This is a genomic window from Sulfurimonas sp. (assembly GCF_016744025.1).
Lineage (GTDB): Bacteria > Campylobacterota > Campylobacteria > Campylobacterales > Sulfurimonadaceae > Sulfurimonas.
Window position 1 is genome coordinate 52,466 of sequence record NZ_JADGFC010000001.1, and the last position, 21,804, is coordinate 74,269.

Below are 21,804 nucleotides of genomic sequence, written 5' to 3' on the forward strand. Positions count from 1 at the left end.
TAACTTTTATTATAGTAAAATTTATGAAGATGACATACAACTTATCAAGGTGACCCAAAATAACTATGATGCATAAGCAACTATATAATATAGATTTTAAAGATGACAACAGTGCTATAATAACTCTTTGCGATGAAAATCATCCAATATTTAAAGCCCACTTTCCATCCCAACCAATACTCCCAGGTTTTATTCATTTTGAAATAATATCTGATATTTTCCAACTAGATATTACTACAATCAAAAAAGCAAAATTTACTAAAGTCATATCACCTTCTCAGACAATCAAGTATGAAAAAAACAATAACAAATTTAAAGTATTTTGCCAAGATGCAGAGGTAGCAAGTTTTAGCCTATGAATTTTTGTATAGTTATTCCCGTTTACAACTCCCCATATATTAGAGAAGTTATCCAAGATGTTTTAAGCTATAACTACAAAGTTGTGGTAGTAGATGATGGTTCTTCAACACCTATAGATGTGCAAGAATTAGATATAGAGTTAGTTACTCATTCTTCTAATATGGGCAAAGGTGAGGCCATTTTAAGTGGTGCAAAAAAAGCAAAAGAGTTAGGTTTCAACTCATTTGTCAGCGTAGATGCAGACAAACAGCATCTAAGCTCACAGATTCAAAAACTAACAGATGCTTACGAAGATGAAACTATTGTAATAGGAAACCGAGATTTCGAGCAAGAGAATATTCCTAATAGTTCAAAATTTGGTAGAAAATTTAGCAACTTCTGGGTTATGCTAGAGACTCTCAAAGCTTTAGGCGATACGCAGAGCGGTTTTAGAATGTACCCTGTTTCTATTTTAGACCTGCCCCTTACAAATCGACGTTTTGATTTTGAAGTAGAGATTTTAGTCCATCATTCATATAGAGGTGCAAAGATTAAAGATGTAGAAGTTGAGTGCTACTATCCACCGCACGAGGAGAGAGTTTCTCACTTTGACAAGCTTTGGGACAATGTACACATAACTCTTCTTCACATAAAATTGCTTATGCAAAGATATCTTTTACTTAGAGGCTGGTTGTGGAGATAAAACAAAGAGGAAATGCATTTGGCTATAAACTACTGCTTTTTGCATATAGTGTTCTTGGTTATAACTTAGTTGTTTTTATACTAAACTTTGTTGCACTTTACTACCTACTTTTTGCACCAAGTGTGAAAAAATCAATGCAGAGTTATTATGATAACATAGGCATTAAATTAACAAATACAAGCTATTTTAATCACTTAAAAATGTTTGCTATATCAATTTTTGACAGATTTGTCTCTCGTATAAAACCGCAAGACTTAAGCTTTTGTATTCACAATAATGACGTTATCAAAACACTCAATGAAAATGGAGGAGTAATTCTGCTTTCTCATGTTGGAAGTTGGGCGAGTGCTGCCCACTGTTTAAGTGATGAACTACCACCAATGAGCATAGTAATGCGTGAAAACACTAAAGAAAACATCCAAGAAGTAGAAAAAAATAGAGAAAGAGTAAATGAGCAAAGAGTAAAGATTATAGACCTCAATCAAGGTGCAATTCTTGCTAATATTCAAATAGCAAATGCTCTTATGAACAAAGAGTTAGTGGCAATGATGGCAGATAGAGCAGTTGATAAGACTAAAACCATAGAAGTAAAATTTTTAGACAAAAAAGTACTTATAAACAAAAACCCTTTTGAAATTGCACTTAGAGTCAAAAAACCTCTTGTAGCCATCTTTGTTACTAACAACTCACTAAATAAATATGACCTAGCACTAGAGCTGATTAAAGAGTCTTCACTGGAACAAATGTCGCAAGACTATGCAGATGTCTTACAAAATACAATAAGAGAATATCCCAATCAATGGTATAATTTCTACGATTTTTTTAAAAAGATGAATTAATGAAAAAAATTTTAATACTTTACTACTCACAATCAGGACAACTCAAACGAGTTTTAGACAGCTTCTTATCAGACTTAGAAGATGAAGAGATAAAGCTGGATATTAAAGAAATAACACCAAAAGTAAAGTACCCATTTCCTTGGCCCTTTTACCAGTTTTTTGATGAATTTCCAGAATCTGTTTTCTTGGACGGGTGCGAGATTAATGAGCTTGAAGATTTGGAAGATGATTATGACATGATTATTTTGGGATATACGGTTTGGTATATGGCTCCATCTATTCCTATCACTGCCTTTATGCACTCTGAACAAGCTAAAAAAGTATTTAAAGACAAACCTGTAGTAACTCTTGTAGCTTGTCGTGACATGTGGGTTTTAGCTCAAGAAAAAGTAAAAGAGATGCTAAAAGCTGTTGATGCTAAACTTATCGACCATGTGGCTTTAACAGATCAAGGAGGAAGTGTTCTTAGTCTTGTAACACTCCCAGGTTTTCTTTTAACAGGAAAGAAAAAACCTTTTATGTTTTTTCCGCCTGCGGGAATCAAAGACTCAGATATTCAAGAAGCTTCAAGATTTGGGAAAAGACTAAATGAAGCCCTTCACCAAGACAAAGAAAAAAGTGGTGAAGCTCTACTAAAAAACTTAAATGCAGTAAGCGTAAATGGTAAACTTATAGCTACTGAGAAAATTGCAGACAGAAGTTTTAAAATCTGGAGCAGACTTATTAAAGCATCAGGGGAGAAGTACTCTTTTGGCAGAAAAGTTATAATCTCTATCTACGTTTGTTTTTTAATAACTTTGCTATTAACTGTCGTTCCTTTAAATATATTAGCAAGAAAAATTTTAAATATATTTCAAAAAGATAAACTAAAAATTATGGAAGACTATTATGAATTACCAAGTGGAAGATAAAAGACAATGTTAAGAGAAGTATACATTAATAAAATATCAGCATTTTTACCAAATGAAGCTGTTGACAATGAAAATATAGAAAAAGTACTCGGACAAGTTGGAGATAGACCTTCTCGTGCAAAAAGAATCATACTTAGATCAAATAAAATAACAAATAGATACTATGCAATTGATCCTAATACAAGAGAAGCTACTCATTCTAATGCACAACTTACAGCTCAAGCTATAAGAAAACTTAAAAAAGATGGTCTTGATCTAGATAGTGTTGATGTTTTAGCATGTGGTACAACAATGCCTGATCAACTGATGCCAAATCATGCCATTATGGTTCACGGTGAACTTAAATGCAAACCACTTGAAGTAGTATCTACTGCAGGAATTTGTCTTAGTGGAATTACTGCACTAAAATATGCTTACACTTCTATCAAATCAGGAGAAGCAGAGTCTGCTGTTGCAACTGGAAGCGAAAACTCATCAGCAATAATGAGAGCTGAAAACTTTACTCCTGAGATAGAAAATAAAGTTGAGATGCTGGAAAAAAATCAAGAAATAGCTTTTGAAAAAGATTTTTTAAGATGGATGCTAAGCGATGGTGCTGGAGCAATGGCACTCAGTGCCAAAGCAAATGAAAATTCTCTCTCTCTTAAGATAAACAAAATCTTCTCTATATCTTATGCAAATATTTTAGACACTTGTATGTACTCTGGATGTGAAAAACTTGAAGATGGTTCAACTAAAAGCTGGAGACAATATACTCCAAAAGAGTGGCTACATAAGTCTATATTTTCTGTTAAACAAGATGTAAAACTTCTAAATGAAAATGTTATGGAATATACTGTTGCACAAGCTTTAATGGTAATGCTGGAAAAACAGATGTTCAATCCGCAGGAAATAGACTGGTTTTTACCTCACTACTCATCTGGTTACTTTAGAGATGAAGTTTACGAGAAGATGTTAAAAGCAGGCTGTGATATACCTCAAGAGAAGTGGTTTACAAACCTATCTACAAAAGGTAATACAGGCTCAGCATCTATATATATTATGTTAGAAGAGCTTTTTAACTCAGCCAATGTGAAAAAAGGCGAAAAACTTTTATGCTACATTCCTGAGAGCGGACGATTTTCCACAGCTTTCATGCTACTAGAGGCTGTGTAATGGATATCAATGATGTTCCTCAAGAAGATAGTTCAACATACGCAAAAAATAAAAAAGCTATCTATGCAAAAAGTGAAAATGGTGAAATAAGCATAGTAGGGTCAACTGGTTGGAATGTAGAGGAGACTGCTACAAAACTAGCCCTTGAAGACTTAGAATCTAGTGCTCACGAGGCATACTGTGAAGTTAAAAAAGGTATTAAATCACCTCTATTTTATTATATGTTTAAAGAGAGAATGGACTTGCAACTATTAGCCGAGACAAGCGGTTTTTTTAAGTGGACTATTTCTCGTGATTTTAAACCAGAAGTTTTTAAAAAGATAAGCGATAAAAGACTATCGGTTTATGCAGAAGTTCTAGGAATAACTATAGAAAATTTAAAAGTATTGGAAGACATAAATTATGAATGTAACTGAATTTAAACACTCTCACTCTGCTCATTGTGAAAGCGGAGTAATGGTGTCACTTCTTAGACATTATGGGCTTAACCTTAGTGAACCTATGATTTTTGGTCTATCTTCAGCTTTAACATTTGCATACCTTCCCTTTATTAAGATCGGAGGAATGCCTCTTGTCGCTTATAGAAATTTGCCAAAATCAATTATTAAAAATATTCAAAAGAATCTAAAAATAAAAATGAAACTAGAAACTTTTTCAAGTAAAGAAAAAGGTGAAGCAAGATTAGATGAACTACTAAGTGAAGGAAAAGTTACAGGGGCACAAACTTCAGTCTACTGGCTTCCATATTTTCCACCTGAAATGCGTTTTCATTTTAATGCTCACAACTTAGTTATATATGCAAAAGAATCTGACAACTATCTTATCAGTGATCCTGTTTTTGAGCACAGTGTTAAATCGGATAAAGCTTCTCTATCCAAGGCTAGATTTGCAAAAGGGATGATGGCTCCAAAAGGTCTTCTTTACTATCCAACTTTTGTTCCTCAAAACATTGATTTACAGCCTATTATTATAAAAACAATGAAAAAGACAGCTAAGGCAATGTTAAACACTCCAGTTCCTATCTCTGGCTTAAAAGCTATAAAATATTTAGCTAAATCAATCCTAAAGCTAGAATCCAAAGATGAAAAATATGCAAAACTATATCTTGGTCATATAGTTAGAATGCAAGAAGAAATAGGTACAGGAGGAGCTGGATTTAGATATATTTATGCTTCTTTTTTACAAGAGTCAAGCACTCTTTTTAACAATGATTCAACTCTACAAGAGGCTTCAACAATGATGCTAGAAGTTGGGGATAAGTGGAGAGAATTTGCCCTTCTAATTGCAAAAGCCATAAAATCTAAAAAGCCAATAGACTTTACTTCTATCTCAAATATGTTAATGTCAATCTCTGATGAAGAAGCCAAAGTTTATACAAAAATGCTCGAGTTTACTGGCAAATAATAGATGATTCAAATATCAAATATATCTAAGTCATTCTCAAATACAAAAGCTCTCAACAATTTATCTTTAAATATTAAAGAAGGAAGTGTTTTTGGTCTTCTTGGTGTAAATGGAGCTGGTAAAACAACCCTTCTTTCCATACTTAATGGTCTTGTTGATATTGATAGTGGAGATATTAAAATCTTCGGATATGATCTTAAAAAGCAAAAAAAAGATATTAAAAAAATAAGTTCTATAATACCTCAACACTTAGCATTTTACGAAAAACTTACAGTTAAGGAAAATCTTGATTTTTTTGCAGATATACAAAATGCTAAAAAAGAAGATTATGAAAAAGCTCTGCAGGTAAACTCTTTAGAGAAACTACTAAATCAAAAAGCTTCCTCCCTCTCAGGTGGTCAAAAAAGAAGATTAAATATAGCGATAGGATTACTGAATAATCCTAAAATCATATACTTTGATGAACCAACAGTTGGACTTGACCCAAAAAGCAGAAATGAAATACTTGATTCTATTAAAAATTATAAAAAACTCGGAATTACTGTTATATATACAAGTCATTATATGACAGAGATAGAAAAAATTTGCGATGAAGTTGCTATTATAGATCATGGAGAACTTCTTATACAAGACACTCTTTTTAATCTACTTTCAAATAAAATCTCTGATATTATTACTATCGAGATAGTTTATCAAGAGATAGTAGATTCATTAGGATTAAGTGTAAAAAACTCATCTTTTATTGAAACTAAAGAAGGTGAACTTTTTAATACAATAAACCTTCTAAAGAAGAATAACATTTCGATTAAACAGATTAAATATGCTTCAACAAATTTGGAAAAATATTTTTTAGATATAACAGGTTCATCTGATGCTTAGTGCTATGATAAAAAAAGAGTTTTTACTCGTATTGAGAGATAAACATGCTCTACTTGCTCTTTTTGTTATGCCTGCTATCTTTATACTTATAATGTCAGTTGCCATGAGAGATCAGTTTTCCACAAATACTATAGAATTTACTGTTTATGCGCAAGATTCAGATAAAACCCAAATAAGTAAAAAAATAATTTCTGATATTAAGGAAGATAAAAACTTTACACTTGTAAGTCACAAAACAGAGGCTCAGTTTTTAGCTTATATTCCAAAAAATTATTCTAAAGATACAAATAAAAAAATTGAGCTAGTAGTTAATAAGTCCTTAAAGAGTGACCAAATAGAAATATTTAAATCAATGCTCTCAAAGCATCTATTAAGTGCTAGATTTACTTCAATGGCAGAAACTCTTAAAAAATATTCACCAGAAACCTCTAAAATATTATCTTCTATAAACATATCCAATGAGAACCTCTATAAAGTAAAATATAATGATTTAAAAAGTATGCCAAACTCAACACAACAAAGTGTACCTTCATGGATAGTTTTTGGTATGTTTTTTATTATCATACCTATGTCTACAATATATGTAAATGAGAGAAAACAAAACACTCTTGCAAGATTAAACTCTATGAATGTATCTATTCTTTGGATGAGTATTTCAAAAAGTATCCCCTATCTTGTTATAAATCAAATACAAGTAGCAATAATGCTTGGTGTTGGAATATTTTTAGTTCCTATGTTTAATACTTCTGCATTAGAGATCAATGGTTCTCTTGGCGCAATTGCAACTATCTCTTTAGCTTTAAGTGTATCTGCAATAGGAGTATCTACTTTAATTGCCGTTAGTGCAAGTTCAAGTGAACAAGCTACTACAATAGGTGGAATCTTCAATATTTTATTAGGGGCTATTGGTGGTGTTATGGTTCCAAAATATATTATGCCTGAGTCTATGCAAAGAATATCAGAATTTTCACCTATGTCATGGGGACTAGATGGATTTTTAGATATATTTTTAAAATCTGCAAATGCGTCTATGATACTCGAAGATGCTCTTAAACTTTTTGTCTTTGGAATAATCTCCTTAATTATATCTATGATAATATTGCGTATTAGAATAAACAAGGGTCTCTAGTGGATATAGAACAATTAAAATATGATTTAAAAGATATGATAATCACTGAATGTGAGAAAGAAGATATAACACCTAACGAGATAGACAATAGTGTTGAACTATTTTCACATGAGAGTGGCTTAGAACTAGATTCTTTAGATGCACTTCAAATCTCAATGAGTATACAAAAAAAATATGGGGTAAGACTTGTTGACCCAAAAGAATTTAGAAGAAGAGTAACAACTATAGATGAGTTAGCAGAGTTTTTAAAAACTTAATATGAAAAATGTAGGTATCTCAAAGTATATTATCAAGTCATCCCAGGGTAATCTACAACAAACTCTTAAATCAGTAAAAAATCAACAAACTAAAATATCAACTAAAACAATTGAATCACTTATGGAAGATGTAATCCTCCCTTATTTCTTATTTGACAACGAGGTAGAAGACAATCAAGATAGCATCTACGAAGAGTTAAGAGAGTTAGTTAGTGAGCTTGTTCTTGAATTAGATGCAGTCCAAAGAAAATCTACAGCGATAATTATAGGCACATCTATAATAGACTGGTATACAATAAATGCTATACAAGACACTCTATATAATAAAAAAGCCTATTCTTCTAAAAAGCATAGTATAGATAGTTTTGCTAAAAAGCTTTCACAGGAATTTGGACTAAACGATTTTACAATGACTATAAATACAGCTTGTACTTCAAGTGCAAATGCAATGCTTGAAGCTGCGAACCTTATCAATGCTTCCATTTTTAAAAACGTGATAATTATAGGGGCAGAAGTTTTTTCTTCTATTATGAATAAGGGTTTTAATTCTATGCAATTGCTCTCATCAAGCTCACAAAAACCTTTTGATAAAAATTGTGATGGTATGATTTTAGGTGAAGGGTTTGCTGGAGTTTTATTATCTAATGAGAACTGTTTATGGTCACTTGAAGGTGGAGTAAATTGCTCAAATTCTGAAAATATAACTGCTGCAAGTGAAAGTGGTTTAGAGTTTGTGCAAGTGATGAATTTAGCACTTGAAAATACTAAGATAGATGCTAAAGATATAACAGCACTAAAAGCTCATGCTACTTCTACTTCTTCTAATGACTCAGCAGAGATAAATGCAATAACTCAAGTTTTTAAAAAAGGTATAGACTTTACTTGTGTAAAACCATATATTGGTCATACACTAGGTGCTTGCGGGGTTTTAGAACTAGTCCTTTTCATGGCTTGTATAGATGATGGGTTTATACCAAAAACTCCATCTTTTCATAATCCAATGAGCTCTGAATTAAAACCACTTAATGAAAATAAACAATGCAGTAGTGGAACTTTCATGTGTAATTATTTTGGCTTTGGTGGAAACAATGCATCTCTAATTATAAAAAAAGAAGCAGTATGAAACTCTATATACTAAACTATAGTTCTTTTAGAAACGATCTAAACACTATAGATGTAAAAACTGAGTTGAAAACAAAATATAAAATAGACACTAGGCGTCAAGATAACTTTATTCACTTAGGTCTATTTGGAGCATTGAGGTTAAAAGATAAAATAAACATATCAATAGATGATGAACTATATATTACAAGTGGAATAGGTAATATTGATGTATTTCAAAAAGCAACTCATTGTGCTAATAACAAAGAGTTTATGAAGATATCTGATTTTATCAATATTTTAGGTAATAGTACTAGTTATTACATTTCTAAAGCACTTGGTATTAAAGGTAAAAGTCTATTTCAAATTTCAGACAACTTCACTTATATCAATACTCTCATATCTATATATTCTTCTTTATACTCTTCAAAAAAAGAAGCTATTTTTGGTTCTATTGATTTAGTTAGCCAGCCAAATGAAATACTAAAAAGAGTTCTTGGTTTAGATGAAATCTCTGAAATTGTAAGTAGTGTAAATTTTCAAAAACTCTCATTATCAAGTCAAGATGCTATTGCCGAGATAGAATTTGACACACAATCGTATAATTCAGAAGAAATAAAAGAAATTTTAAAAGTTAATGACAGGATTGTTTATACATCTATGAGGTGTTTAGATTTAGAATTTAAAAAAGAAACAAATTTTTTTCAAACAGAGCTTAGTTATACTATAAATAAAGTTATTGAGTCAAGAGAAGACATGCTTTACATTGACTGCTTTGAAGATTGTTATAAAGTATTGAGATTAAAAACTTTGGTCTAAATTAAATATAATAATGTATCACACATAAAGACTGTATTTACTACATTATTAAGCATTTGCATATTTAATAAATGATAATATTCAAACCATAAATATATTTAGTTATATCTACTTAAGGAAAAGCATGTCAAAAATTTGTAAATTAATAATGATACTACTTTCAGCCATAGTAATTACAGGCTGTGTAAATGAACCAAAAGTGAAGATAAAAGAAAAAGTTTATACACAAGTTGGCATGTGGTATTTAAATAAAAGTGTTACTATTATCGATACTAGTAATGTACTCTCTGATGATGACACAATAACAATAGATAAAAAAATTCCTTCTGTTAACTACTCAAGAGATGTTTTTATTCCTGTAAATACAGCTGTAACAATTATTGACAACCATAATATCGGTATTATTTTTGAGTATGATGGAAAAAGCATTGTACTATTTAATAAAAAAGCATATACCGGTTTAAACCAAGATAATCTTCTAAAGAGAATGTTTGCTCCAACTCCTGTAGATTTAAGTAGTTTCACTGATGCTGAGCAAATTCTTATTAAACAAGGTACAGTTGAATTAAATATGAGTAAAGAAGCTCTTATTTTAAGTAGAGGTTATCCACCTATTCATCGTACTCCAAGCCTAAAAGGGAATACTTGGCGTTATTGGGAAGCTAGATTCAACTCTCGTAACTATATCTTTAAAGACAATAAACTTATTAAATTACAAAATTAATAAATTCATTTACGTAATCAAAAATACAATAAATCAGGAAAATAAATATGACAATAGACAATAATACAGTATCTTACAAAGACTTCTTAAAAAAAGGAACTGTTAAACTAAATGATTCTCAAGAGTTTATAGATTTTATAAATGCTGGACATGACTTTTTAATTGAAAATATTAGCAAAGGTCGCCCTATCTATGGTGTTACTACTGGTTATGGTGAAGCTGGACAAAACTATGCAGCTTTTGAAGAAGCAGAAGAGCTTCAGTATAATCTCTTTTCTTTTCATGGCTGTGGTGTAGGTGAATATTTAAGTGCTGATGTGTCTCGTATTATGACTACTGTTAGGATGATAAGTCTCTCAAAAGGTAAAAGTGGAATTAGCTATGATTTACTTAAGAGATTTGAACTTCTTTTAGATAAAGAGATTTATCCTCTTATCCCATCTCAAGGTTCAGTTGGAGCAAGTGGAGATTTAACTCCTCTTTCTTATATTGCAGCAGCTATTGCTGGAGAGAGAGAAGTTATATATAAGGGTGAAGAAAGACCTACTAGTGAAGTTTATAAAGAGTTAGGTATTACTCCTTACAAGTTTAAAGCAAAAGAGGCTTTAGCTATTATGAACGGTACAGCAGCTATGAGTGCTATTGCCATAGATGCTATTGAAAAGTTTGAAATTTTACTTGATACATCTGAGAGTTTTGTTGCATCTGTATTTGAACTTCTTCTTTGTGATATCACTCCGCTTGAACCATTTGTTCATGACTCAAAACCTTTTGATGGTCAAAAACTTGCAGCTTCAAATATACTAAAGAAATGTATAAACTCATCTCTTACTCATGAAGCATTTAGCAGATATGAAAACTTCCATTTAGAAAAAGAACAAAATATTCAAGATAGATATTCTATTCGTTGTTCACCACAAGTATTAGGTGTTATACATGATAATTTAGATATTGCCAAAAAATGGATAGAAACTGAGATTAATGGTGTAAATGACAATCCTCTTATAGATCATATCGGTAAAAGAATCTACACTTCGGGTAACTTTTACGGTGGTTATATAGCTCATGCAATGGATACAATGCGTATTTGTGTTGGTAACTTAGCTGACTTACTTGATAAAGAATTTGGACTTTTAGTTGACCATAAATTTAACAAAGGCTTAGGTGAATCTCTTAAACTAAATACAAAATCTACTCATCACGGCTTTAAAGCAATGCAAATAACTCTTAGTTCACTGACTGCAGATGTCATTATGAATACAGTCCCTGCATCTCTGCACTCTCGTCCTACAGAGTCGTTTAACCAAGACAAAGTTAGTATGGGAACAACAGCAGCTCTTCATTTTGCAAAGCAGTTACCTGATTTAACAAATATGCTTAGTATTGCTCTTATGGGAATGGCTCAAGGAGTTGATTTAAGAGGTAAAGAGAAGTGTTCTGCATTTTTACAAAACAACTTTGAAACTATTAGAAGTGAAGTCCAAAAGCTTACTAATGATAGAAGAATGGATATAGATATTAAAGTAGTCAATAAAATGATTAGAGAAGGTCTTTTCTCATGATAAGAATTAAAATTCAATGCAGTGAGGCACTAACCCTCAACCAAAAAGGACTATGATGACGAATCGTAAGAAGGTTCTAGTAACCGGTTCAACAGGCTCAATTGGTGAAGCTTGTGCTAGATATTTTCATGATAATGGATACTTTGTATATCTTCACTACCGTTCACAAGAGTCAAAAGCAAAAGAGTTAAACGCAGAACTTTCAAACTCTCAAACTCTTCAGTTTGACATCACAAAAAAAGATGAAGTTGTGAGTGCTATTGGTGAGTTAGAACTTGATGTTTTAGTTAATAATGCTGGTATAACAAAAGATAATCTTTTCTTTTGGATGAGTGATGAAGAGTGGAGTGATGTAATAGACACTTCTGTAAATGGAACTTTTTACGTAACAAAAGCAATTCTAAAAAATATGATTGCAAATAAAAAGGGTTCAATTATAAACGTTGCATCTATATCTGGTCTTGTTGGAAATGCAGGTCAAACAAATTATTCAGCAGCAAAAGGTGCAATGATAGCTTTTACAAAAGCCCTATCAGCAGAAGTTGCAAGATATAAGATTAGAGTGAATGCAGTAGCTCCTGGACTGGTTGAATCTGAAATGACAAAAGAATTAGATTTAAAAGAGATGAAAAAAGCAATTCCACTAAAGAGAATTGGTAAGCCTGAAGATATAGCAGAATGTGTCTTCTTCTTAGGAGATAAAGCGAGCTATGTAACTGGTGAAGTTTTAAATATCAGTGGTGGTATGGTACGATGAATATTGCAATAGTTGGAGGAGGATTAAGTGGCCTTCTATGTGCTTTTCTTCTAGAGAAAAAAGGCTATTCGCCAACTATTTATGAAAAACTTCCAAAGACTGGTGGAGTAATTGATTCATTTAGAAGAAAAAAGATCATGTTTGATGTAGGTTTTCACTACTCTGGATCACTAGCACCTAAACAGTTCTTATATGAAGAGTTTAAAAAATATGGTCTGCTAGATAAACTGGAGCTTTACTCTTATGAGGGAGATTTTGACACACTTTACTTTGATGAAGAAAAGTTTTCAATACCAAATAGTTCTGTAGAATTTAAGCAAAAGCTTCAAACATATTTTGAATCTGAAAAAGATGCTTTAGATATTTTCTTTGATAAGTGTTATGAAGCTTCTAAAATTACCCTAAAAGTAAAAGACGATTATACAAATATTGATTCACGCTCTTTAGGGAGTGTGATGTCTGATATAAAAGATACTAAATTAAGAAAGATACTTCTTCATTTTACTATTTTTTACGCAGAGGTTCAATACGAAGATGCTTCTTTTGAAATATATGCAAAAATTATGATAAATATGCTTGATGGAACAAGAAAGATAAAAGGAAATGGAAGAGCAATTGTAGATGCCCTAAAAAGTGGACTTAAAAATACAACTATTAAAACTAGAGATGAAATATCTCAAATAATTCATGATGAAAATGGTATACAAGCACTTAAATGTAAGGATGGAATCATCAAATACGATGCTGTAATAAGCACTCTACATCCAAGAACAACAACATCTCTTCTTAACTTAGAAAACAAAAAACTAAAACGATATGCTAAACATGTAAGTGAACTTAAAGAGTCTCCAACATTTTTCTCAATCTTTTGTCTTGTAGATGCAGATATAGCTTCAAACCTCTACTTTTATGGCGATGATTGTATCTCTGTTTTACCATCAACTAAAATCAATGATAAGAGAGCTATAACAGTTATAGCAAGAAGTAATTATACAGACTATACAAATCTTGAAAAAGAAGAATATAAAAGACGAAAACAAGAAGAGTGTAAGTATCATATTTCAACATTAAAAAAACTATATGACTTTGGTGAGATAGAAGTTATTGATTGTTCAACTCCCCTTACAAAGCAACATTATTCTAATGGACATGAAGGAAGTGCTTACGGAATCTTATGTTCTGCAAAGCAAAAAAGTCTTTCAATGGTAATGCCAAAAACTAGAGTTGAAAATTTATACTTAGCAGGTGAAAGTGCCTTAGCTCCTGGGCTTCTTGGATGCTATTTAGGTGCTCAAAAAGTTATGAACTACTTTGAATAAAAAAGGAGAAAAGATGAATGACATTATATTTATAAACCCTCCCTATGAGCAAATTGCACCTGGGAATGATCATGTTAAACATGTTATAAATAGATCACCATCTTTAGGACTTTTATTATTAGCTGCTCAAGCTAGAAAAGACGGATATTCTCCAAAAATCATAGAGAGTGACTTAGAAAATTTATCTCCTCAAACCGTAGCAAATATGGTTCTTGAAATAAATCCAAAGTTTGTGGGCATCACACTTTTTACAGTAGGTGTTTTTAATGCTGCAATCATAGCCAAACTAATTAAAGAAAAAAATCCTAATATCGTAATTATGGTAGGTGGCCCACATATATCTTCTATGGGTTTTGAGACTATGCAAAAATTTGAAAATTTTGATATTGCAGCTCTTTATGAAGGTGAATTGATACTTAATAAACTACTCTCAAGTATAGAAAACAATGATCCTCTAGAAGAAGTTCAAGGAATAGTATACAGAGACGAAAATAACACTTTAAGAAGAACCCCTCCTCCACCAAGTATAAAAGACTTAGACTCACTGCCCATCCCAGCGTGGGACCTTTTACCAAATTTTCCGAAAGCCTATCTTCCAGCAATTTTTGACTACCCAAGAGCTCCAGTTGCTACTTATTCTGCTTCAAGAGGTTGTCCTTTTAAATGTGAATTTTGTGACACTTCAACCTTTGGTACCAAAATCAGATATAACTCATCAAAAAAAGTACATGAGATTATGAAGCATTTGAGTCTAGAATATGGGATTAAACATTTGCAGTTTGTTGATGATCTTTTTGTTGCTAATAATGCTAAAGTATTAGAGTTATGTGAACTTTTAATTACAGATAAGGTTGATATGACTTGGAGTTGTACAGCTAGAGTTGATACTGTTAAGCCAGATACATTAAAAAAAATGAAAGAAGCTGGATGCTGGGAAATTAGCTTTGGATTAGAGAGTGGTTCTGATGAAATGCTCAAAAATATGAAAAAATCAATTACAGCTGAAGTATCTGCTCGCGCTGTAAATTGGACTAGTGAAGCTGGAATCAGAGTAAAAGGCCTATTTATGTTGGGTTATCCAGGAGAAACTAAAGAGAGTGTTAAAGTAACAAAAGAGTTTATTAAAAGTCTTCCTCTGACAACAATGAATCTCTCAAAATTTACTCCATATCCAGGATCACAATTTATAAAAAGCTATACGGAACATCTATTAGAGAAGAAGATTGGGATAGACTTAACGGTATGAATTTTGTGTATAAAGCAGAGGCTTTTACTCAAGAAGAGCTCGACTATGAGTATAAAGAAGTAATTACTACATTTTACAAACGTGTTAAAATACTACTTCACTATCAAAATATGGCACTATCCAACCCTACGCATATAAAGAGACTTTTACTCTTTTTTCTAGGGTTTATGAAAAAAAAGTTAAGGACTTAATATGAGAAGAGTTGTAATCACAGGTGTTGGTTTAAATTCACCACTAGGAAATAGCTATGAAGAACTTTACGAAAATTTAAAGAATGAGAAATGTGGGATTGAGTATGTTCCTGAGTGGGATGAAATAGATTATTTCGGAACAAAAATTGCCGGTGTAGTAAAGGATGTTGATTTAAAATCTATTCCAAGAAAATACCGCCGTTCAATGGATAGAGTAGCTCAACTTAGTGCAGTCTCAACTTCAGATGCAATCAATGACGCAAACTTAAACCAAGAAACTCTTAGTTCAAAAAGATGTGGTATTGCCTTTGGTTCAACTATGGGAGGAAATGAAACTCTTTTTGAGTATATCCCCGAAGTAAAAGAGAAGATGAGCTTTAGAGGACAAAATTCTATGGCATTTCTAAAAATAATGAGCCATACAGTAGCTGCAAACTTAGCACAGATGTTCTCAATTAAAGGTCGTAATATTCCTACATGTTCAGCTTGTACATCATCAGCACAAGCAATTGGAGCCGGTTATGAAAGTATTAAATATGGGATGAGTGATATCATGATATGTGGTGGGGCTGAAGGGCTTCATTATTTAGCTGGTGGAGTTTTTGATGTTATGGGTGCTGCAGCTACAAAACATAATCATGAACCAACACTTGCATCTCGTCCATTTGATGAGAGTCGTGATGGATTAGTATTAGGAGAAGGAAGTGGCGCCTTAGTTTTAGAAGAACTTGAACACGCTTTAGCTCGCGATGCTAAGATATATGGAGAAGTAATTGGATATGCAACATCTTGTGATGGCGAGCATATAACAACTCCATCTAAAGAGGGAATGATGCAGGTAATGGAGACATCTCTAGAAGATGCTTGTATTAAAGCACAAGATATTGAATATATTAATGCTCACGCTACTGCAACTCAAATGGGAGATATAGCAGAATCAAATGCTACCTTTAATCTTTTTGGCTCTGAGACACCAGTTAGTAGTACAAAAGGTCATATGGGACATCTTCTAGGCGGATGTGGTGTTGTTGAAAGCATTATCTGTCTTATTGCATTAAACAAGTCATTTTTACCAAAAACAATGAACTTTAAAACATTAGATAAAAATTGCGCAAATATCAACGTTTTAGGAAAAAACATGCTAAAAGATATTACAATTGCGATGAATAATAACTTTGCATTTGGTGGGATTAACAGCTCACTTATTTTTAAAGACTACAAAGGTAAATAATAATGACACGTGAAGATGTATATGACAAGATAGTATCTGTATTAGTTGAAGAGTTTGAAGTTGAAGCAGATGATATAAAAATGGAAGCCAACTTATTTACAGACTTAGAACTAGACTCTCTAGATGCTATAGATTTAATGGTTACACTAGACAAAGAGCTAGGTATCGAGATAAAAACAGAAGAGATGAAAGACATTAGAACAATATCTGATGTGTGTGATTTCGCTTTAGCTGCTAATGAAGATGAGTAGTGTCTTTACACTACTTTTTGCTCCAAGCTTTTTAATATTTCTACACTACTTTGAATTTAAAGTAGTTCTTAGCATATATATCGTCCTATCAATACTACTTTTTATATTCACATACATAAAACATAAATTTTCTAAAAACTTACTAATTCCAACTATATACTTTTCATTACTTTTAATTTCATACTTTTTTGCCAGTTTTACAATAATTAAATTTATTCCAGTTATTATTTCAATGATGTTTCTTACTCTCTTTATTGATGCTACAATTAATAAAAGAGAACTCATTCTTAAATTTACACAAAAATTTTATCCAAAAAAATTAGCTAAAGAAGAGATTGCTTTTTTAAAAAATGGCGATAAATATTGGGTTTGGGTTATTTCTATATCTACTATATTCCAATTTGCACTTATTTTTTATGATGATGTTTTTTGGGCATTTTATAGCTCTGCAGGTTGGTATATGTTTTTCTTTATATCTTTGATTATTCAGATACTTTATGGGAGGTTCTATGCGATTAGGTTGTATAGCAAGTAGTTTTGCATTTATACTTTTTTTTGGTCTTATTGGGTTGTTCGTATTCCCCTCACTAATCATTTATGCACTCTTTTATCCATTTGATAAGTACCCTCAAGATAAGTTTCAATATCTGTCTTCTGTAATTTACAAAATCTTTTTTGCTCTTATGCCTGGAATCAGACTTGATATCAATTTGTCAGAGAATCTTCCAGATAGTGCTATTTATGTTTCAACACATCAGTCAAACTTAGACTACCCTATCTTGGGTTATTTTATAAAAAAATATATAATTATGACTAATATGAATTTTAAAAAAATTCCATTTATCTCTCAAGTAGGTCACCTTATAGGAATAAGACATTTAGACAAAAGAAACCTTGGCAAGATTAATAATACATACATGGAATTTGAGCAGATGCTAAAAGAAAATAGAAATATAGTTTTTTTTGTAGAAGGTACTCGTGGCAATGGAATAACTCTTGGTAAATTTAAAAAAGGTGCTTTTCGTTTAGCTATGAAGATGAATAAACCTATTGTTCCAGTAGTTATCCAAGGAACAGGAGATATTCTCTCAAAAGGAAATTTTTGTTTCTCACACAATAGAGAATCAAAGATCAGAGTCCGGACATTAGATGCTATCTATCCAGATAAGTTTTCTAATGAAAACGATATGCTAAAATACACATATAAAATAATGAGTGAGTCATGTCAAAAATAATCATACTAATTTTTAGCTTTTTAATAGCAAATGCAAATACTTTTAACTTTACTGAACTTAGATATAGTGATGCTCTGGGTAGTAGCATGGAACTTCACGGTGAGATTAGTTTTTTTAAAAATGGTTTATCTATAAACTATGTTGATGCTAAAAAAACTCTGCAGCTAAATGATTCAATACTAACTTATAAAGAAGACATGCAAGTAGTCCCTCTTGATGAAGAGCGAAGTGAACAGATTACTCAATACCTAGAAACAGTATTTTTACTTCATAGTGGTGATAATGAGTTATTAAATAGCATGTTTGATATAGAAACTATTAATGAAAAAAGCATACTAAAACCAATAGGAAGTATTAGTTATTTCGTTTCTTCAATTGAATTGAGTAAAGATAAGAATACAATAAAAGAAGTAAAACTTTTTTTGAAAAACAGTGATGAAATAACAATAAAAATAGATAATGAAATACGCTAACTACATAATTCTTACCCTTCTTCTTGGGCTAGCTTTTTTACTTAAAGAACATATAAATATATCTACAAACTTACTATCACTATTTGCGTCTGAGGAATCCATCAAGAAGTTAAATATTGCTTCTAAACTAGGCTACTCCAAAGAGATGCTAATCGCAGTAAAAGGCTTTGATAATTCTTCAAAAACAAAGCTTCTTGAACTCTCCAAAAAGTTAAATAAGCTGGATGGCATAAAAAGCGTACAATCTACTTTAACACCTTCTAAGAAGCAACTTGATTACTACAAAAAAAACTACCCTCTTCTAACTTCTTTTAATGATGAAATTCAAAACGCTCAAAGTATAAGAGAGAAACTTCAAAATTCTTATAATGAAATGACCACAAATATTTTTTACTCAAATATTGATAAAAATGATCCTCTGAAGCTTTTCAATCTAGAAAGAAAAAAGACAAGCCTCTCTCATAAGGGAGAGTATTTAGCACTTGGAGGGTATGGATATCTTATGCGTGTAAGTACTGATGTTTCCGCCTCTGATATTAGTAAAGCAAAAATTTTATATGAAGAAGTAAACTCAATTTTAAATGAGTATTCTGATGTTGTTGCTTTCGCTCCATTTTTTTATACGGTTGAAAATTCTACAAAGATTAAAGCTGATGTAAAATGGATAATTCTTCTATCGTCCATAGTTCTAATCCTAATTTACTATATACTCATAAAAAATATTCGCTTACTCTCACATACATTATTAGCCCTATTCTCTTCTATGGTATCTGCAACTCTTGTTAGTACTATGTTATATCCAAATTTCAATGTTTTATCCTTAGCTTTTGGTATGAGTATAACCGCGGTTAGCATTGATTATCTTCTTCATTATTATTTTCATAACTTCTATCAAGATAAAAGTATCGTAGATAAAAATGTTCTTTATGGATTTTTAACTACAACAGTAGCCTTTGGAATTTTTTCTTTAATCCCTATTCCAATTATTTCACAAATAAGTTTCTTCGCAGTTCTTTCGCTATCTTTTGCTTATTTTTTGTTTACGTTTATTTTCAAAAAACTCAATATATCTGAGTATAGACAAGATGCAGTTATTAGTTCTAAGTCTAAAAAATTATCATCTTCTACTTTTTTTATATTTTCTCTTATGCTAATAAGTTTTAGTATATATAATCTTTCTCTAGATAATAATATTAGAAATTTAGACTATCAAAATACAAAACTTATAAATACAGAAAACTTTTTTAAATCATCCATAAAAACAAATCTAAAACCAGTAATCATACAAGCAAAGTCAAAAGATGAACTTATGAATAATCTTCATTTACTACATTATGAACTCCCTAGTAGCTTCTCTTTAGCTTCTTTTGTTCAAGACAAAAAAAGCTGTGAGAAAAGAAGAAAGTTACTACAAAATTATGATTTCTCAAATCTAAACACCATCTTAAATATTGAAGCTTCTAAGATAGGATTTAGAGACTCTTACTTTAAAGATGCATATTCATTCACTAAAGATATACCAAAATGTAAAATACCTAATCTAGAAATATTCAACTCTTATAATCTCTATATATACAATGATAAAAGTACTTATTATACTATGGCTTTTATAGATGATATGTCAAAAGCCTCTATCTTTAGTTTTGTATCAGATATAGATGTTAAAAAGATGTTTTCCCAACAAGCTGATAAGATGTATGATGATTTAGCTTTATATTCCAGTTTAGTTATTACAGCTGTTTTCATACTACTTTTCTTTAGTGTAAAGACAAAATTTTTATACGCTTTAAACTATATAATATTTCCTTCTAGTTTTGTACTTGCTATTTTAAGTGCTATTTACACTATAAATCTTATGCATCTATTTTCTCTTATTATACTAATAGCTATTGGGATTGACTACGGAATTTACATGAGTAATACAAGTAAAAAATCTAATACTATTTTAGCAATAAGATACTCTTTACTTAGTACTTTTGCAGGTTTTGGAGTATTAGCTTTTAGCTCTATAGTAGCATTGCAGTCTATTGGAATAGTCATTATCTTAGGTGTTATATCAATTTTTATACTTATTAGGAGTCAAAAGTGACTTTAGAATATATTCATAAAGATTCTTCAAGAGAAATCATAAATTTGAATCTCACTCAAGAAATTACAAACAATTGGATAAATATAGATTCTAGTTCTAAAAAAGAGTTTGTACAAGCTTTTATACCTGCCTTTAATAGCGGACAAAAGATTGTTCTCTTTGACAAAAATCATACTAAACTTCTAAAGTTTTACAAAGAAAATGATCTTAATAGTTTTGAAGGTATGAATGAAGTAAATAAGATTGCAAAACTTCTTTTTTTTACATCTGGAAGCACTGGTTTTCCGGTTGGTGCTTTTAAAAGCAAAGAAAACATTTTAAAAGAAGTAGAAGTACTAAAGAATTTGTTAAATGATTTTAATATTAAACGTGTTGTTGTAAGCGTCCCTTTTATTCATATATACGGGATATTAGCAGGACTTCTGCTACCTTTGCATCTAGAGGATATCTCTCTAATTGTTAAAGAAGATTTTTTGCCATATGAATTACTTGAAGAAGCTTCATATGATGATACTTTAATTATTACAACTCCCTTGTTTATAAAAGCACTTTGCAAAGTTAGTGATGACAAAGAACTAACTAAGAGCTTGTTTATATCCTCTACTGGCCCTCTGCATCTAGATGATGTAACTCTTTTTCAAAATAGGTATAAGACTACACTAATACAACTATTTGGCTCAACAGAGACTGGTGGAATAGCTTATAAAAAAGGTATTAATAAAGAGTGGGATAGTCTAATGTATGTAGATATAAAAAGTGAAGATGAAAGGTTAGCTCTTAGTTCTCCATTCATATCTAAGTACCTTTTAGAAAATACTATTAAAGAGATTAGACAACCTTTTCAAACTCAAGATATAGTTGAAATAAATGATAATAAATTTACACTCTTAGGACGAGCTAATAAGCTTATAAAAATAGCTGGAAAAAGGATTTCTGCATTAGAAATAGAGTCTATAATCGAGACTATTCCTAGTGTAGTTAAAGCAGTAGTTAGTTTAGTTTATAAAAAAGAGTTATTAAGAAGTGAACAAATTTTAATTACTTTACAAACTGAAAATAAAATAGACAAAAAACTTATAAAAGAAAAAATTGCACAAAATTTTGGAACTCTTACTATTCCATTTAAAGTAGAATATGTTGATACAATCAACTACTCTTCAATGGGTAAAGTAATTTTTTAACGTACAATA

24 protein-coding genes are annotated in these 21,804 nt (G+C 31.1%); all 24 read left to right on the forward strand.

Features of this window, described 5'->3' with window-relative positions; translation table 11 throughout:
• The first annotated feature begins 65 nt into the window (after window positions 1-65).
• The 24 genes from QZZ48_RS00320 to QZZ48_RS00435 all read left to right on the forward strand — a co-directional run bounded on the left by QZZ48_RS00320 (window position 66) and on the right by QZZ48_RS00435 (window position 21,795).
• Window positions 66-359 (forward strand): hypothetical protein, encoded by a 294-nt coding sequence (locus tag QZZ48_RS00320; protein ID WP_294960492.1) that lies wholly within the window; start codon window positions 66-68, stop codon window positions 357-359.
• Window positions 356-1,042 (forward strand): glycosyltransferase family 2 protein, encoded by a 687-nt coding sequence (locus QZZ48_RS00325; protein WP_294960494.1) that lies wholly within the window; start codon window positions 356-358, stop codon window positions 1,040-1,042. The genes QZZ48_RS00320 and QZZ48_RS00325 overlap by 4 nt, the downstream gene beginning before the upstream one ends.
• A complete protein-coding gene (locus QZZ48_RS00330; protein WP_294960496.1) occupies window positions 1,033-1,881 on the forward strand; it encodes a lysophospholipid acyltransferase family protein in 849 nt (282 codons plus the stop codon). The genes QZZ48_RS00325 and QZZ48_RS00330 overlap by 10 nt, the downstream gene beginning before the upstream one ends.
• A complete protein-coding gene (locus tag QZZ48_RS00335; RefSeq protein WP_294960498.1) occupies window positions 1,881-2,792 on the forward strand; it encodes a dialkylrecorsinol condensing enzyme in 912 nt (303 codons plus the stop codon). Before QZZ48_RS00330 ends, QZZ48_RS00335 begins: the two co-directional genes overlap by 1 nt.
• Before the next feature lie 6 nt (window positions 2,793-2,798).
• Window positions 2,799-3,947: a beta-ketoacyl-ACP synthase III gene (locus QZZ48_RS00340; RefSeq protein ID WP_294960500.1), complete on the forward strand. Its 1,149-nt coding sequence runs from the start codon at window positions 2,799-2,801 to the stop codon at window positions 3,945-3,947.
• Window positions 3,947-4,363 (forward strand): hypothetical protein, encoded by a 417-nt coding sequence (locus QZZ48_RS00345; RefSeq protein ID WP_294960503.1) that lies wholly within the window; start codon window positions 3,947-3,949, stop codon window positions 4,361-4,363. The genes QZZ48_RS00340 and QZZ48_RS00345 overlap by 1 nt, the downstream gene beginning before the upstream one ends.
• The gene (locus tag QZZ48_RS00350; RefSeq protein ID WP_294960504.1) at window positions 4,350-5,351 is read left to right on the forward strand and encodes a BtrH N-terminal domain-containing protein; all 1,002 of its coding nucleotides are present in this window, start codon (window positions 4,350-4,352) and stop codon (window positions 5,349-5,351) included. Before QZZ48_RS00345 ends, QZZ48_RS00350 begins: the two co-directional genes overlap by 14 nt.
• A 3-nt stretch (window positions 5,352-5,354) precedes the next feature.
• Window positions 5,355-6,230 carry an ABC transporter ATP-binding protein gene (locus QZZ48_RS00355; protein ID WP_294960506.1) on the forward strand — a complete coding sequence of 292 codons (876 nt, stop codon included), beginning with the start codon at window positions 5,355-5,357 and terminating at the stop codon, window positions 6,228-6,230.
• On the forward strand, window positions 6,223-7,359 hold the full coding sequence (locus tag QZZ48_RS00360; RefSeq protein WP_294960509.1) for an ABC transporter permease: 1,137 nt from the start codon (window positions 6,223-6,225) through the stop codon (window positions 7,357-7,359). Before QZZ48_RS00355 ends, QZZ48_RS00360 begins: the two co-directional genes overlap by 8 nt.
• Entirely contained in the window at window positions 7,359-7,616 is a 258-nt protein-coding gene (locus tag QZZ48_RS00365; RefSeq protein WP_294960511.1) for a phosphopantetheine-binding protein, read from the forward strand. The genes QZZ48_RS00360 and QZZ48_RS00365 overlap by 1 nt, the downstream gene beginning before the upstream one ends.
• Before the next feature lies 1 nt (window position 7,617).
• Window positions 7,618-8,739, forward strand: coding sequence for a beta-ketoacyl synthase N-terminal-like domain-containing protein (locus tag QZZ48_RS00370; protein ID WP_294960513.1), 1,122 nt, complete (start codon window positions 7,618-7,620; stop codon window positions 8,737-8,739).
• Complete coding sequence (locus tag QZZ48_RS00375) at window positions 8,736-9,536, forward strand: hypothetical protein (protein ID WP_294960515.1); 801 nt, start codon at window positions 8,736-8,738, stop codon at window positions 9,534-9,536. The genes QZZ48_RS00370 and QZZ48_RS00375 overlap by 4 nt, the downstream gene beginning before the upstream one ends.
• 124 nt (window positions 9,537-9,660) lie before the next feature.
• Window positions 9,661-10,260, forward strand: a complete 600-nt coding sequence (locus QZZ48_RS00380; RefSeq protein WP_294960517.1) for a hypothetical protein — start codon at window positions 9,661-9,663, stop codon at window positions 10,258-10,260.
• 47 nt (window positions 10,261-10,307) lie between these two features.
• Window positions 10,308-11,822, forward strand: a complete 1,515-nt coding sequence (locus tag QZZ48_RS00385) for a histidine ammonia-lyase (RefSeq protein ID WP_294960520.1) — start codon at window positions 10,308-10,310, stop codon at window positions 11,820-11,822.
• Between the two features lie 55 nt (window positions 11,823-11,877).
• Window positions 11,878-12,579 carry an SDR family NAD(P)-dependent oxidoreductase gene (locus QZZ48_RS00390; RefSeq protein ID WP_294960523.1) on the forward strand — a complete coding sequence of 234 codons (702 nt, stop codon included), beginning with the start codon at window positions 11,878-11,880 and terminating at the stop codon, window positions 12,577-12,579.
• Window positions 12,576-13,898, forward strand: a complete 1,323-nt coding sequence (locus QZZ48_RS00395) for an FAD-dependent oxidoreductase (protein ID WP_294960526.1) — start codon at window positions 12,576-12,578, stop codon at window positions 13,896-13,898. Before QZZ48_RS00390 ends, QZZ48_RS00395 begins: the two co-directional genes overlap by 4 nt.
• 13 nt (window positions 13,899-13,911) lie before the next feature.
• On the forward strand, window positions 13,912-15,144 hold the full coding sequence (locus tag QZZ48_RS00400) for a radical SAM protein (RefSeq protein ID WP_294960528.1): 1,233 nt from the start codon (window positions 13,912-13,914) through the stop codon (window positions 15,142-15,144).
• Window positions 15,141-15,335 (forward strand): hypothetical protein, encoded by a 195-nt coding sequence (locus tag QZZ48_RS00405; RefSeq protein ID WP_294960530.1) that lies wholly within the window; start codon window positions 15,141-15,143, stop codon window positions 15,333-15,335. Before QZZ48_RS00400 ends, QZZ48_RS00405 begins: the two co-directional genes overlap by 4 nt.
• Before the next feature lies 1 nt (window position 15,336).
• Complete coding sequence (locus QZZ48_RS00410) at window positions 15,337-16,566, forward strand: beta-ketoacyl-[acyl-carrier-protein] synthase family protein (protein WP_294960532.1); 1,230 nt, start codon at window positions 15,337-15,339, stop codon at window positions 16,564-16,566.
• A 2-nt stretch (window positions 16,567-16,568) separates the two neighbouring features.
• Window positions 16,569-16,817: an acyl carrier protein gene (locus QZZ48_RS00415; protein WP_294960533.1), complete on the forward strand. Its 249-nt coding sequence runs from the start codon at window positions 16,569-16,571 to the stop codon at window positions 16,815-16,817.
• 509 nt (window positions 16,818-17,326) lie between these two features.
• Window positions 17,327-18,052 carry a lysophospholipid acyltransferase family protein gene (locus QZZ48_RS00420; RefSeq protein ID WP_294960535.1) on the forward strand — a complete coding sequence of 242 codons (726 nt, stop codon included), beginning with the start codon at window positions 17,327-17,329 and terminating at the stop codon, window positions 18,050-18,052.
• Window positions 18,040-18,525 (forward strand): hypothetical protein, encoded by a 486-nt coding sequence (locus QZZ48_RS00425; protein ID WP_294960536.1) that lies wholly within the window; start codon window positions 18,040-18,042, stop codon window positions 18,523-18,525. The genes QZZ48_RS00420 and QZZ48_RS00425 overlap by 13 nt, the downstream gene beginning before the upstream one ends.
• On the forward strand, window positions 18,512-20,614 hold the full coding sequence (locus QZZ48_RS00430) for a hypothetical protein (RefSeq protein WP_294960538.1): 2,103 nt from the start codon (window positions 18,512-18,514) through the stop codon (window positions 20,612-20,614). The genes QZZ48_RS00425 and QZZ48_RS00430 overlap by 14 nt, the downstream gene beginning before the upstream one ends.
• The gene (locus QZZ48_RS00435; RefSeq protein ID WP_294960539.1) at window positions 20,611-21,795 is read left to right on the forward strand and encodes an AMP-binding protein; all 1,185 of its coding nucleotides are present in this window, start codon (window positions 20,611-20,613) and stop codon (window positions 21,793-21,795) included. The genes QZZ48_RS00430 and QZZ48_RS00435 overlap by 4 nt, the downstream gene beginning before the upstream one ends.
• The last annotated feature ends 9 nt before the right edge of the window (window positions 21,796-21,804 follow it).

Bases quoted from the DNA above. Each gene is read 5' to 3' on its own strand.
- QZZ48_RS00395 (WP_294960526.1), top strand. From the start codon at position 12,576: ATGAATATTGCAATAGTTGGAGGAGGATTAAGTGGCCTTCTATGTGCT.
- QZZ48_RS00425 (WP_294960536.1), top strand. From the start codon at position 18,040: ATGTCAAAAATAATCATACTAATTTTTAGCTTTTTAATAGCAAATGCA.
- QZZ48_RS00360 (WP_294960509.1), top strand. From the start codon at position 6,223: ATGCTTAGTGCTATGATAAAAAAAGAGTTTTTACTCGTATTGAGAGAT.
- QZZ48_RS00380 (WP_294960517.1), top strand. From the start codon at position 9,661: ATGTCAAAAATTTGTAAATTAATAATGATACTACTTTCAGCCATAGTA.
- QZZ48_RS00355 (WP_294960506.1), top strand. From the start codon at position 5,355: ATGATTCAAATATCAAATATATCTAAGTCATTCTCAAATACAAAAGCT.
- QZZ48_RS00430 (WP_294960538.1), top strand. From the start codon at position 18,512: ATGAAATACGCTAACTACATAATTCTTACCCTTCTTCTTGGGCTAGCT.
- QZZ48_RS00405 (WP_294960530.1), top strand. From the start codon at position 15,141: ATGAATTTTGTGTATAAAGCAGAGGCTTTTACTCAAGAAGAGCTCGAC.
- QZZ48_RS00340 (WP_294960500.1), top strand. From the start codon at position 2,799: ATGTTAAGAGAAGTATACATTAATAAAATATCAGCATTTTTACCAAAT.
- QZZ48_RS00375 (WP_294960515.1), top strand. From the start codon at position 8,736: ATGAAACTCTATATACTAAACTATAGTTCTTTTAGAAACGATCTAAAC.
- QZZ48_RS00415 (WP_294960533.1), top strand. From the start codon at position 16,569: ATGACACGTGAAGATGTATATGACAAGATAGTATCTGTATTAGTTGAA.
- QZZ48_RS00320 (WP_294960492.1), top strand. From the start codon at position 66: ATGATGCATAAGCAACTATATAATATAGATTTTAAAGATGACAACAGT.
- QZZ48_RS00370 (WP_294960513.1), top strand. From the start codon at position 7,618: ATGAAAAATGTAGGTATCTCAAAGTATATTATCAAGTCATCCCAGGGT.
- QZZ48_RS00345 (WP_294960503.1), top strand. From the start codon at position 3,947: ATGGATATCAATGATGTTCCTCAAGAAGATAGTTCAACATACGCAAAA.
- QZZ48_RS00350 (WP_294960504.1), top strand. From the start codon at position 4,350: ATGAATGTAACTGAATTTAAACACTCTCACTCTGCTCATTGTGAAAGC.
- QZZ48_RS00400 (WP_294960528.1), top strand. From the start codon at position 13,912: ATGAATGACATTATATTTATAAACCCTCCCTATGAGCAAATTGCACCT.
- QZZ48_RS00390 (WP_294960523.1), top strand. From the start codon at position 11,878: ATGACGAATCGTAAGAAGGTTCTAGTAACCGGTTCAACAGGCTCAATT.
- QZZ48_RS00325 (WP_294960494.1), top strand. From the start codon at position 356: ATGAATTTTTGTATAGTTATTCCCGTTTACAACTCCCCATATATTAGA.
- QZZ48_RS00385 (WP_294960520.1), top strand. From the start codon at position 10,308: ATGACAATAGACAATAATACAGTATCTTACAAAGACTTCTTAAAAAAA.
- QZZ48_RS00410 (WP_294960532.1), top strand. From the start codon at position 15,337: ATGAGAAGAGTTGTAATCACAGGTGTTGGTTTAAATTCACCACTAGGA.
- QZZ48_RS00335 (WP_294960498.1), top strand. From the start codon at position 1,881: ATGAAAAAAATTTTAATACTTTACTACTCACAATCAGGACAACTCAAA.
- QZZ48_RS00420 (WP_294960535.1), top strand. From the start codon at position 17,327: ATGCGATTAGGTTGTATAGCAAGTAGTTTTGCATTTATACTTTTTTTT.